General features: G+C 49.1%; 11 protein-coding genes. 7 read left to right on the top strand and 4 right to left on the bottom strand.

The genetic code is table 11. The annotated features are described in order from the left end of the window. Positions 1-1,326 carry an SrfA family protein gene (locus OH773_RS11070; protein ID WP_270138583.1) on the bottom strand — a complete coding sequence of 442 codons (1,326 nt, stop codon included), beginning with the start codon at positions 1,324-1,326 and terminating at the stop codon, positions 1-3. 346 nt (positions 1,327-1,672) lie between these two features. Between OH773_RS11070 and OH773_RS11065 the strand changes: the two genes are divergently transcribed. The 3 genes from OH773_RS11065 to OH773_RS11055 all read left to right on the top strand — a co-directional run bounded on the left by OH773_RS11065 (position 1,673) and on the right by OH773_RS11055 (position 4,391). Further along, positions 1,673-3,274, top strand: coding sequence for an ABC transporter substrate-binding protein (locus tag OH773_RS11065; protein WP_270138581.1), 1,602 nt, complete (start codon positions 1,673-1,675; stop codon positions 3,272-3,274). Between the two features lie 67 nt (positions 3,275-3,341). Beyond that, on the top strand, positions 3,342-4,106 hold the full coding sequence (locus OH773_RS11060) for an alpha/beta fold hydrolase (protein WP_270138579.1): 765 nt from the start codon (positions 3,342-3,344) through the stop codon (positions 4,104-4,106). Between the two features lie 51 nt (positions 4,107-4,157). Next, positions 4,158-4,391, top strand: coding sequence for a DUF2526 family protein (locus tag OH773_RS11055; RefSeq protein ID WP_270138577.1), 234 nt, complete (start codon positions 4,158-4,160; stop codon positions 4,389-4,391). Between the two features lie 48 nt (positions 4,392-4,439). Here the strand turns inward: OH773_RS11055 and OH773_RS11050 are convergent, their stop codons facing one another. Further along, positions 4,440-5,138 carry an RluA family pseudouridine synthase gene (locus tag OH773_RS11050; RefSeq protein WP_270138575.1) on the bottom strand — a complete coding sequence of 233 codons (699 nt, stop codon included), beginning with the start codon at positions 5,136-5,138 and terminating at the stop codon, positions 4,440-4,442. Positions 5,139-5,305: 167 nt separating this feature from the next. Between OH773_RS11050 and OH773_RS11045 the strand changes: the two genes are divergently transcribed. Continuing rightward, a complete protein-coding gene (locus tag OH773_RS11045; RefSeq protein WP_270138573.1) occupies positions 5,306-6,094 on the top strand; it encodes a phosphotransferase family protein in 789 nt (262 codons plus the stop codon). A 375-nt stretch (positions 6,095-6,469) separates the two neighbouring features. Beyond that, the gene (locus OH773_RS11035) at positions 6,470-6,739 is read left to right on the top strand and encodes a hypothetical protein (RefSeq protein WP_270138571.1); all 270 of its coding nucleotides are present in this window, start codon (positions 6,470-6,472) and stop codon (positions 6,737-6,739) included. Positions 6,740-6,908: 169 nt separating this feature from the next. On the opposite strand, the gene OH773_RS11030 is transcribed toward OH773_RS11035, so the two are convergent. Next, complete coding sequence (locus OH773_RS11030) at positions 6,909-7,700, bottom strand: MBL fold metallo-hydrolase (protein WP_270138569.1); 792 nt, start codon at positions 7,698-7,700, stop codon at positions 6,909-6,911. 270 nt (positions 7,701-7,970) lie between these two features. Then, on the bottom strand, positions 7,971-8,888 hold the full coding sequence (locus OH773_RS11025) for a M14 family metallopeptidase (RefSeq protein ID WP_270138567.1): 918 nt from the start codon (positions 8,886-8,888) through the stop codon (positions 7,971-7,973). Positions 8,889-9,417: 529 nt separating this feature from the next. Here OH773_RS11025 and OH773_RS11020 point away from each other — a divergent pair. After that, positions 9,418-9,960 (top strand): thioredoxin fold domain-containing protein, encoded by a 543-nt coding sequence (locus OH773_RS11020; RefSeq protein ID WP_270138565.1) that lies wholly within the window; start codon positions 9,418-9,420, stop codon positions 9,958-9,960. 355 nt (positions 9,961-10,315) lie between these two features. Next, on the top strand, positions 10,316-12,112 hold the full coding sequence (gene atzF, locus OH773_RS11015) for an allophanate hydrolase (protein WP_270138563.1): 1,797 nt from the start codon (positions 10,316-10,318) through the stop codon (positions 12,110-12,112). Positions 12,113-12,117 lie beyond the last annotated feature (5 nt).

The raw sequence follows: 12,117 nt of genomic DNA, 5'->3' as shown, positions 1-12,117 counted from the left end.
TTAATCACTCACTTTTTTAAACGTCACAGGAACCACGGTGTCGCCCTCGTAGCGCCCGGTGCATTCCGCCACATCGCTGACACCCGCATTGCAGGAAATTTCAGGTAACGGGTAACGCGAACCATCGCTACAGCGCGCATTGCCACGGGTTTTGATCATCAGCGTGCCGGACTGCATCAATCCCGAAAACACCTCCGCTTTGCACACAATGCTGTCGCCATGCACCAGACGCACAGTGCCTTTGTTATTGGCAATTTGATAACGCAGCGTTGGCGGCTTGCCGGTGATGGAGTCTTTAACGTTGATGACCACACGCCAGGTGCCGTTAAGGAATTTGGTGGAGCCGAGTTTCAATGCATCAGCAGGTAAAATCATCGCGCCTTTAGGGATGTCGGCAGGCGGCGTGGTGACAACCGCGACGGGTTCTGGCTGCGCTACAGGTGTTTCTACTACCGCTGCCTGGCTGACGGGCAGGGTCGAAGCCTGGCTTACGGGTTCCGCCTGGATCACAGCAGGGGCGATTGGCTGTGGTTTAACTTCGGCTGCAACCTGAGCTAAAGGTTCTGCGTGCGATGCCGATACCTGGTAATAAGTGAGTGGGGCGGCGATGCAGGCAACAATCATGGCTGCGACGGGCAGCAACCAACGCCTGGATTTTTTCACTGGCAGCACGTGAGGCACGATTTCAGGAGCAGGGTCTTGCACCTGCGGTGGTTCATTAGCCGGTGCTGCAACAACCGGTGGTGCAACGCTATAGAGCGGCTCATCTGGTTCGCTAAGTATGATGACCGGTGGTGCGGCGGGTGGTGGTTCTGCCAGGAACTCGATAACCGGTTCGTGTTCTTCATTGATGCGCAAACAATCCAGCGCATCAGTTCGGGCACCACTGTTGAGGTTCACAAAGCCCCAAAACGTGAGCACCGGTTTGCCGTCAACAAGATACACATGCTGGCTGCCAGGGAACTGCAACGCATTGGCGAGTAATGAACCAAACAGTTGGATAGCGGTTTTTTCAGCCTGCTGGCAGCGCTGAATTAACGACGCGACGTTGGCCTGGGCGTTATCAAGATAGCGCAGAGCTTTTTTACGTTGTTCGTCGCTTGCAGCCGCCCAACTAACGACGTTGCCTTCAAAAGGCGCATACCAGTCGACTCTGTCACCCTCATCATTTGGCTGAGGTATCGCCAGACTGTCGACCACAGCCTGCTGTTTGCGTAAGCGTAACGTTTCGCGAATTTGTAGTGCTGAGTCGAACACCGTCTGCCCGTTTTCGCCAAGCGAAAGGAAGTCATCAAGGCATCCGCTGCGCAATAATGTTTTTGCCACGTCATCAATCCTGCTGTTTTCAGCTCAACTTGAGCCATCTTCACGCTTGCCACTTTACGTAAACTTTCTGCAAGTAAACGGTGGAAGAGACGGGTATTTTTTCTAATTATCGACGGATTGCACTTAAGTCATTGGGGGGGATCAGGTTTTGTGCGACTCACTTTGCAGCGGTTTGTGGCGCACTTGCTGCCGAAATGAGCAAATTCGGCCAAATTTGAATAACATGATAGCGGTTTGTTATTTGTCAGCTCCGATGGGCTATGTTGTGATGATTGCACTAAAAAGGTTTTGTCGACTGGCGCTGTTCGCAGTCGGCCTGTGAAAAAATCCATCAAAAGGCAAAAATATGTCGACAGGGAAAACACTTCTCGCGCTGTTGCTCAGTAGTTTTTTATTACCCGCAACAACCGCCTTCGCTGCCGCGAATAACACGTTAGTTTACTGTTCAGAAGCCTCTCCTGAATCCTTCAATCCGCAAATCGCCAGCTCCGGCCCCACGTTTGTTGCCAGCTCGCAAACGCTGTACAACCGCCTGGTAGAATTCCGCCCGAGCGATAACGTGCCGGTGCCGTCGTTGGCAACGTCCTGGGACATCAGTAAGGATGGCAAAACCTATACGTTTACTCTGCGTAAAGGTGTGAAATTCAACAGTAATAAAGAATTTAAACCGACGCGCGATTTTAACGCAGACGACGTCGTTTTCTCGGTGATGCGTCAGAAAGACCCTAAAAATCCATATCACAATGTCTCGAAAGCCAATTACGAATACTTCAATGATGTGGGGTTCGATAAGCTCATCACTGAGGTGAAGAAAATCGATGACAATCACGTCCAGTTCACTCTGAGCGAACCTAATGCGGCATTCCTTGCCGACTGGGGAATGGATTTCGCCTCGATTCTGTCGGCGGAATATGCCGACGCAATGCTAAAAGCGGGGACGCCTGAAAAGGTGGATACCGCACCTATTGGCACCGGCCCGTATGCGTTGCAGGAATACAAAGTCGATTCGTTGATTCGTTACGTGGCGAACCCGAATTACTGGAATGGCGAGGTGCCAACCAAACACCTGATCTTCTCCATCACGCCAAATGTGCAGACCCGTATGGCGAAACTGCAGAAGAACGAATGCCAGATCATCCCGGCTCCAGCACCGGTCCAGTTTGAAGCTATCAAAGCCAACAAAGACCTCCAGTTGCATACCGTCGACGGCCTGAACGTCGGTTACCTGGCGTTTAACACCACGAAAAAACCGTTTGATAACGTGCTGGTGCGCCAGGCGCTGAATTATGCCGTTGATAAACAGGCGATTATTAATGCGGTGTTTATGGGCTCCGGCACCGTAGCAAAATCACCTATTCCGCCAGCAATGCTAGGTTTTAATAAAGATCTTAGCGATCGAAGTTACGATCCAGAAAAAGCCAAAGCGTTGTTGAAACAAGCCGGATTTGAGAAAGGATTCGAAACCGATTTGTGGTCGATGCCGGTGCAACGTCCTTATAACCCGAACTCACGCCGCATCGCTGAGATGATTCAGAATGACTGGGCGAAAGTCGGTGTGAACGCGAAAATCGTCACCTTCGAGTGGGGCGAATATCTGTCCGGCATGCGCAAAGGCGAACACTCCTCCGCACTGTTTGGCTGGATGAGCGATAACGGTGATCCGGATAACTTCGCGGATACACTGCTCGGTTGCGGCAGTATCGAGAGTGGTTCAAACGCCGCGCGTTGGTGCGACAAACAGTACGATGCGCTGACGCAGAAAGCGAAATTAACCAGCGATCCAGCGGTTCGCGCCAAACTTTACGAGCAGGCGCAAGAGGTGTTTTATGAGCAAGCGCCGTGGATCCCACTGGCAAACGGTAAAACCTTCTACGCGACCCGCAGCAATGTGACGGGTTACACGGTAACTACCAACGGTAGCGATTTCTCGAAAGCGAAATTGAATTAATCATTTACCCTGTTCGTCAAAGCTGGCTTCGGCCAGTTTTTTTTGTCTGGTATCGAAGGAGTGATAAATGGAAACTTTTTTCTCTGCAAAGGCTCACTGCCATGTCCGTTGGCTGGATCTACCAGGAACCGGAACGCCCTTAGTATTTGTCCATGGACTCGGATGTGCCTCGTCCTATGAGTATCCACGAGTCGTTACCGATAAACATTTTGCGGGGAGAAGGGCGATTCTGATTGATCTGCCGGGTTTCGGATACAGTGAAAAACCAATGGATTATGGCTATTCGATTAAAGAACAGGCGCAAGTGGTTGCAGAGTTAATCGCTCATCTGAATCTGGAAAAATATTTCCTTTATGGCCACAGCATGGGCGGCAGTATTTGCATTGAGGCTTCACAATATCTGGGTGAGGGTTTATGTGGTTTGATGGTCTCGGAGCCGAATTTCCATCCTGGGGGCGGATTTTTCAGTAAACAGATTTGCAGTGTCACGGAAGCGGATTACATCTCAACAACTCACCACGCTATGGTTAACGAAGAAAGCGGGCCATGGGCGGGGAGTTTGGCCATCGCCGCTCCCTGGGCGGTATGGCGCGGTGCAGCAAGCCTGATTAAAGGGAATCATTGGCTAGATATATTTTCCCGACTGAAACAACCGACAGCGCTTTTATTTGGTGAACAATCATTACCCGATACAGATTTCACGCAAGTGCAGAACCTGGGCATCCAAACCATGGTATTACCAAACTGTGGACATTCTATGTCATGGGAAAATCCTTCAGCATTGGCCCATGCTTTAGAATCGTTTTGTAAAAAGCATGGACAGAAAGTTTGATTCCTGGCCTGAAAACGATAGGGTAGCGATACGAAAAGTAAGGAGGAAATTATGACACATCTTGAAGACGTTACCGCTCGCGTAGACGCGGCGATTGCCGAAAATGTCATTGAGCATATGAATCAGTTGCTGATTGTTTTGAGCGACGATGCCGAATTGAGTCGCGAAGATCGTTTCACCCAGCAGCAACGTTTGCGCATTGCTATCGCGCAAAAAGGTCATCATCACAAAGCGGAAGCCGAGCAACGCCGTGATGATTTAACCAAAGGCGGCACGATCATTTAAGCAATAATGCCGGGCGACTCCGCCCGGCACCGTAATAATATTTTTAAGTCAAAACGGGCTGGTATTACGCGCCTTGACCCATTCTTCGCTAACAGGATGCACAAAGTGCAGCTCGCTGGCGTGTAGCATCAGCCGTTGAGTTTGTTCGGTTCCTGGCAACAAGCGACCGCCATACAGATCGCAGCCCAAAATAGGGTGGCCCAACTGCTGACAGTGGATGCGGAGTTGATGAGTGCGTCCGGTTTCCGGGGTGAGCTGTACCCGCGTCAATGGCAGTAACGTCCCGTCTTCTAACTCATGATAAAAGCGCTCAACGACCTGATAGCCGGAGCGAGCGGGCTTGCCGTTGATTGCGCAAATTGACATCAGTGGAAACAGCGCAGGATCTTTGGCAATTGCGGCATCTATCACCCCTTCGTTTTCGTCAAGATGCCCGCAGAGCAGTGCGCTGTACACTTTGGTCACTGCGCGCTGGCTGAACTGTTGGCAAAGGGCTGCATTGATCGCTTTATTGCGGGCAATCACCATCAGCCCGGAAGTACCGAAATCAAGCCGGTGGACCAGAGTGCAGCCGGGGAATATCTGCACCAGCCGATGATGCACTGAGTCAAGGTTTTGCGGGTTTTTCCCCGAGAGGCTGAGCAACCCGGCGGGTTTATTAATAAGCACCAGGTGATCGTCCTGATAAAGAATCTCGATGAGCTCTTGGCACGGTGGAGCGATAAAGGTATCGATAATCGAAGACATCAGGCAACCCGGATTCAGAATGGGAGCGGATGATAACGAATTTTAGGCTGGCTGACGAATCGGGCTATTGGTCTGGTGGGGCGCAGAGTCGTCAGCATGGCTTCCAATCCGCGCTACACTCTAAGGTTGAAGTAAAAACCAACACGCTAATTCTAAAGGGATATTGTATGTCTACTCGGGAATTATCCAAAATGGGCATAGCCACAGTGGCGCTTAATATTGATTACGAGGGTCATCGGGTTATCGACAAATTTCCTGTCGGCGACGTTGAGTTCGCTTTTTATCAACACACTGCTGATGAGCTTAATCAGGAAGGGATCGCCACCCCTCAGCTGATATTTGCCGATCCAAACTTGCGCAAGTTAAGACTGGAATATATCCCCAATCCGGTTGATCAGAGTGCTGTGGCTGGAGATGACGTATTGGCGATACTGGGGCGTTTACATCGTTATCCTGCAAATTTTGAATGGCGTTACCACCATCATTCATGGGCAGAGTCAGCGCTTGAAAAATCGCTCATTCTTTTGGCATTACCGAACAAAACAGCGCAACTGTTAAGACGCTTTCAATGCTGTAGTCATGTCCTGTTTTATAACCAATGTCTGGTTTCTGGCGATAGCAATGCTGGCAACTGGGGAAAAAGAGATAACGGCGATTTAGTGCTTTTCGATTGGGAAAGGTTCGGAACAGGGAGCCCAGCTATAGACCTGGCCCCACTCACAAAGGGAATGGGAAGTAAGGAAACATTTATCGATCTTGCAGAACGCTATTGTCGTATTTCTTCTCATTACAAACTCAATGATTTAGCGAGAGAAATTGCCATTACCAAAGCATGGATTGTTACTGAGGTGATTACGCTGCTTGATGAGCGACAAAAAGCTGCCTTTCCAATTTATCTCAACTGGTACAGGGAAAATCTTCCTGACTGGTTAGATAACACCGTAAAAATACTTTGAATTGACTCATTCAAAGTTGCATGGGGTGTTCGGGAGACAGGTGAGCGCAAAAGCAAACAGTCATAAAACTTAGTAGCTACACAGTCCTTAACTTTCCGAGGGCCTTCGTGGAAATACTGAAACAACACGTCGCGCAACCTATGTATTTCGAAAGGAAAAGAATGGTCGCTGGCTTTGTACAATCGACCATTTTTATGGTGTTAGAATGTCAGATTTTCGCTTTGAACTTAACTTAAGACTATTTCAGGCGTTTACTGGAAACGAGCCAATAATTTGTGAACGCCGATTAACTAAAATACACATGCAGATGTGTACAAGAATTAAATCAGGCCGGATATATTACCTAATCATGTCCTCCTCCATATGGAGCACCAAATGCCAGATTACTGTTTTTATAAAAAAGGTAAGCAAATCGTTGTACTTGAAAGCTCGGACGTGGACGAAGCCTCGCAACTCACGGCTCAGGGTTATGAAAAACAATTTGAAGAGGTCAGGGCCAATGATGAAAAACACGCGCTTACCCGTTTTGCTGATATCCGCAGGGAAAAACGCATAGATCACCATAACTTCCTTGCCGGTGCAGGATCCATGCCTTTGATCGGAGTTCTGACGGCAGCCGCTAATTTTCTATTTCGAAAAAAATAGCCTGGACATAAATGCCGTTTCGGATGGCAGCGGAACCGGTTTCGCTCCTCGCTACCATTAGCACAATGCCAGAAGTGGACATTATTGACTGCTAACCAGAAATAAGGATGATTCTTTAAGTAGGTATTTTTCAGGCACAGCCATACGCCAGGGATTATTTCCTGCCCGTTTATCTGAGGCAGGAAATATATTTTTCGCCTGAACGACGCACGATATCATCGGCATTTTCAGTAATATCTTTTCCTTCAAACGCGCCGTAGAGTTTCTTAAATTTCACCGTACTCAAGCGCCGGGTAATGTCACTGACCGTTGTGGCTGGCAATGGCAGCAAATTGGGGTAGCTCCACATAAAGGAGACGGCATGCGCACCAGGGGTAACCTGAACGATGTCGCCTGAAAGCACCACACCTTCATCTCGCGCCCAGTGCAGAACACAGCCGCCAGCAAAGTGCCCACCAAGACGTATCACACTAACGTCACGGGTCAGCTCAAGGGTGTCGCCTTCCCAAAAAGTGATCCAGGGGCTGTTGCGCATTACCCACTGACTGTCACTGGCATGAAGGTAAATCGGGGCGTTGAACTCTTCAGCCCAATCTTGCATGGCGGTGTAGTAATGAGGATGCGATATCGCGATGGCCTTAAGCCCACCCAGGGAAGTTATTAGCATTTTCGTAGCCTCGTCAAGCGTCGCAATACAGTCCCACAGAATATTGCCCTCCGGGGTACGCAGAATAAATGCCCGCTGATCAATCGCAAAATCAGGAACGGTGCGGATGCTGAGGAGAGAGCTGTCATGATATTTCCACTTGTTTGTGTGCGAAGCACAATGAGCGGAGAAATCGACCCATTCCTGCCCAGTAATGGGGATGTACTGGCGTTCATCTTCGCAGATATTGCAATGCTCTGGATGGGTATCGGTTATCTCATAGGATGTACCGCAGGTTTTGCATAAAGTGATCATTAAGTTCTCCTCATTCTTCCGCTTAAGCCAACGGGCTTGCTAAGGCTACTTGCTTGATAAAAAAACACAGTCAGCCTGGCACACAGATACACAAGGATGTGCCCGTTAGTGCTGCGGCTTAGCGAGGATTGTCAAAATAGGCGAAGAGGGATGAGTTTATAGCCCTCTATGGTTCTGGAAGTTTAATGTATTTTTTTAATTCTTATTCTCGCGAATAATTGCAGTGGCGCGATAAGAACAGACCGGGCGATAGACACCCGGTCTAATGAATCAGTTTGATAAAGCGAATTCAATCGCCCGGCGGACAGTAACAATTTGCGCCCGGATACATTCCTCAGGAGAGGTTGCAGCGCTGTCGGGATAAACTTCTGTTGTCGTCGTAAAGGGTGCGTCAGTCATCGTCGCGCATAAATGGTAGGCGTTATTGTCATATTCAACAATACCGTGGCTCGCCACCGGGTACCCAAACATAGAACCATCATCATCTGAAGGGGCAATATGTGTCACTTCTTCGACAGCGGAAATGATTGCACGCTGGAAGTCCAGTCTTGAATTTTGTTCGTCACTGACCAGATAAAAGCCATCAGGGATAGTCCCTGGTACAAACTCAATCCCGTCTCTGGCGGCCAGAGCAGGGCGGAACTCATTTTCGTCCGAATCCGTCGTTTCATGTAAATCGACGTGTACGATAAACCGAGCTTTCAGCGAAGAGATGAACGCCATCAATGCCAGGGATTCTTCCGCTTTCCCTTCAGGGTAAAATTGCCTGTTAGGGTCAACAGCATTGTAGTTCCACCGTGCAATACGCTCATATGCCCAAGGGCTGACACAAGGGGCAACCAGCAGATTGACTTTACCCGCATACTCATTCTGACATTCTGATAAAAAGCCCAGCGCTCCCATAACACCGCTGGTTTCGTAACCGTGAACACCACCGGTAATGAGTGCGACAGGCAGATTATCGTCCCAGTCTTGTGATTTAACTGCCTTCAACGGGTAAATATCATCGCCGTAATGCAATTCGCCATATTGAACGATCTCATAACGGTGTTTCAGATGGTCGAGTACGTCTAAGACATCGTTCTTATAGAATCTGTAACGTGTCTGACTCTGTCGCCACTGTTGCTTTTCAAGTTCGCTCCAGGGTTGCCCTGGTGTACCTATTGGATAAAACGGGTTCGTTGTCATATTTCACTCAAAGGAATAAAGAATTAATTTCAGGGGCGTAAGCGCCCTGGTGCGCAGATAGACAATCTTAAACTAAGAAAAATTGCCAGCATTACCTTCTCTGGATGTTGTCCTCGTTTCCTGCGGTTTATCATCCAGCCCAGCGTTAAATGAACTCTTGCTTTAGATTTTGCCACAGATGACTGATTGTGGGTCGTCAATAACTGTATTCATCGACGCCCTGATTTCGTTCACACGAAACCAAAATGGCGAGCAAAGGTCACCCTCAAATCTTCTTGTAATACAACGAGAAGTGTAAATGTAGACAAAAGCTTATCTTTCCTGTGGATATCGTTCGTGTAATAGTAAAACAGCACTTTTTGCAAAAACATAAAAGAGGGATCTTATGTTGAGAGTTTGCCGCTTTCCCATATAAATGGCTCTCTTTCAGTGGATCCCTTCCCGTGCGTGAAGCAGATACGGTGATGTATTCCTTCTCCTCCTCGCAGGCATGAACAGCTGTTAAATAATTAATATTTAGGGATAAATTATGATTCAACGATATGTGAAGACGACAGCATTTTTTCTGGCAGCAGCGCTGGCTTTACCCGTTGCGGTGTTCGCCTCAACGCCTGAAGAAGATGTCCAGAATGTCATACAACATCTCCCGGCGCTCAAACCCATAACGTATCAGGCTGCGACTGAGAAATATCATATTGTGGTGTTTATCGAAAACCAGTGTGGGTACTGCTCTGATGTGCTTAAAAATGTGAAATCCTATACTGATGCAGGACTGACAATGTCATTTCTGACGGCCGCTCCCCAAAGTATCCGCGATAGTGTCATTGAAGATATGTCCCGGGTATGGTGCGCTTCAGATCCGAAAAAAAGTCTGCAAAACGCAATGAAAGGATTTTTGCCAGAAAATGACAGCACACCGGAATGTGTGCATTTGATTGAGGAACAATCGGCACTTTCAGATCGTCTTGGTGTACAGGCTACACCTGCAATGCTGGTTCTCAAGACCCCACCAGTGGTCTTTCTGGGTAACGTAAAACCGGAGGATATTCTGAAAACATTGTCAGGGCATTAAAGTGCCAGAATTTGGCATTGCTCACCCCATTCTGATTGATCCCCCCGTCGTCGTGACACAACTATAAAAAGAGAGCTTTGTGAAGGAAGACGGTGAAAACGTTATTGATGAAGTAGGGAAGCGGATTAAATAACGGCTTGGGGAAATAAATCTGTTTCAGAGAGGGGTAATTCTTCAGGAATTACCCCTTGCACCATAATAATTAAACAAAGTGGGGTTACGCGCTTAAACAGTGCGAAATAAGATAAGAAAATATTATATCTACTTTTATCTTTTGGAATAACAATGAATTAAATAACTGGCATGGTAAATGCTTTATCCCTCTCATCATGTATACCAGATGGGATGCGAGTTTATGCCAGTATCAACTTTGTCTGAATGGGTCACCCATTACCGCCAGCAACCACAACAACTTGTGGCGGCATATCAGCAATTAGATGCAGATTTATCCCGTGACGATAACGCCTGGATTTATATCGCATCGCATGACGAAATCTATGCGCAATTAACCACAATTTTTCAGGCGATTAATTCAGGCGAAAAACAAGCGAGCGACTTTGCTTTATTAGGTGTTCCCTTTGCGGCGAAAGACAATATTGATGTTGCCGGAATGCCAACCAGCGCGGGGTGTCCTGCTTTTACATATCAACCGGGCAAAGACGCAACCGTCATTGCCCGTCTGAAAGCCGCAGGTGCGATTGTCGTGGGTAAAACGAACCTCGATCAATTTGCCACCGGGCTTGTCGGCACGCGTTCACCCTTTGGTGCAGTCGAAAACACCTTCAATCCTGAGTATGTGAGCGGTGGCTCAAGCTCGGGTTCTGCCTCGGTGGTGGCTCGTGGGCTGGTTTGTTTCTCTCTGGGAACGGATACCGCAGGTTCCGGGCGAGTACCGGCGGGTTTTAACAATATTGTTGGCCTGAAACCGACCAAAGGCTGGGTTTCTACCATGGGAGTGGTTCCCGCTTGCCGCCTGAATGACTGCGTATCGGTATTCGCATTAACCGTTGAGGACGCGGAAACCGTTGTGGCCGTAGCGGGAGGTTACGATCCACAAGATCCCTATTCACGCACTAACCCGCAGACGGCTCCGGCGCGTTTTCGCGAAAAACCGCGATTTGCCGTTCCCGATACGCTTGAGTTTTTTGGTGATAGACAAAGTCAGATGGCATTCGTCAAAACGCTGGGGCGTATACAACAGCAAGGTGTGGAACTGGTATCGATTGATTTTAGTGCCTTCAACCAGCTCGCTGAGCAGTTGTATAACGGCGCGTGGGTGGCTGAGCGCACCGTGGCGATAGGGGATATTTTTAAAAACCAGCCGGAAGCCATGGACCCGACCGTGCGCGGCATTGTGGCAAACGGCCTGAACTACACGGCGTGTGACGCCTGGCAGGCGGAATATACTCGCGCTGAACTGGCACAAAAAATTAATGACCAGTTGCGTGAGTTCGATGCGCTACTGGTGCCGACTTCACCAACGATTCATACCCTGGCTGAGATGGCCCAGCACCCCGTGCGATATAACTCGCAATTTGGCACTTACACCAACTTCACTAATCTGGCCGATCTCTGCGCACTTGCGTTACCGGGTGATTTCCGTAATGACGGTTTGCCTGCGGGTATCACGCTTATCGCCCCTGCATGGCACGACCAGGCGCTGAGTCACTTCGGCAAAAGCTGGCAACAGGCGCTGAACATACAGTTGGGTGCGACCGGCAAAACCCTTTCTGCGAGCAACACCGCAAAAGCTTCAACAAATCACGTTCGCGTTGCGGTCGTAGGCGCGCACCTGCGCGAAATGCCGCTTAACCACCAGCTCACCTCGCGAAATGCGGTGTTTATCGAAGAAACCCGCACCGCTGCGCATTACCGCCTTTATGCATTAGCCAACACCCAACCACCAAAACCGGGCCTTGTGCGTCACGCCGAAGGGCTGCCGATTGCGGTTGAACTGTGGGATATCCCCCTGGCGCGGTTTGGTGAGTTTGTTGCGGAAATCCCCGCACCGCTTGGGATCGGCACGTTGGTGCTTGAAAACGGTGAGAGCGTGAAAGGGTTTATTTGCGAACCAGAAGCACTACTGGATGCCACGGATATCACCGCGTGGGGCGGCTGGAAAGCCTGGCTTGCCCGTCACCACAGCGCCTGAGGAGG

Source organism: Buttiauxella sp. WJP83, assembly GCF_027594725.1.
Lineage (GTDB): Bacteria > Pseudomonadota > Gammaproteobacteria > Enterobacterales > Enterobacteriaceae > Buttiauxella > Buttiauxella selenatireducens.
Note: the sequence above shows the minus strand (reverse complement) of the source record. Positions and strands in the feature narration are given on the sequence as shown.

Bases quoted from the DNA above. Each gene is read 5' to 3' on its own strand.
- OH773_RS11065 (WP_270138581.1), top strand. From the start codon at position 1,673: ATGTCGACAGGGAAAACACTTCTCGCGCTGTTGCTCAGTAGTTTTTTA.
- OH773_RS11060 (WP_270138579.1), top strand. From the start codon at position 3,342: ATGGAAACTTTTTTCTCTGCAAAGGCTCACTGCCATGTCCGTTGGCTG.
- OH773_RS11055 (WP_270138577.1), top strand. From the start codon at position 4,158: ATGACACATCTTGAAGACGTTACCGCTCGCGTAGACGCGGCGATTGCC.
- OH773_RS11050 (WP_270138575.1), bottom strand. From the start codon at position 5,138: ATGTCTTCGATTATCGATACCTTTATCGCTCCACCGTGCCAAGAGCTC.
- OH773_RS11045 (WP_270138573.1), top strand. From the start codon at position 5,306: ATGTCTACTCGGGAATTATCCAAAATGGGCATAGCCACAGTGGCGCTT.
- OH773_RS11035 (WP_270138571.1), top strand. From the start codon at position 6,470: ATGCCAGATTACTGTTTTTATAAAAAAGGTAAGCAAATCGTTGTACTT.
- OH773_RS11030 (WP_270138569.1), bottom strand. From the start codon at position 7,700: ATGATCACTTTATGCAAAACCTGCGGTACATCCTATGAGATAACCGAT.
- OH773_RS11025 (WP_270138567.1), bottom strand. From the start codon at position 8,888: ATGACAACGAACCCGTTTTATCCAATAGGTACACCAGGGCAACCCTGG.
- OH773_RS11020 (WP_270138565.1), top strand. From the start codon at position 9,418: ATGATTCAACGATATGTGAAGACGACAGCATTTTTTCTGGCAGCAGCG.
- atzF (WP_270138563.1), top strand. From the start codon at position 10,316: ATGCCAGTATCAACTTTGTCTGAATGGGTCACCCATTACCGCCAGCAA.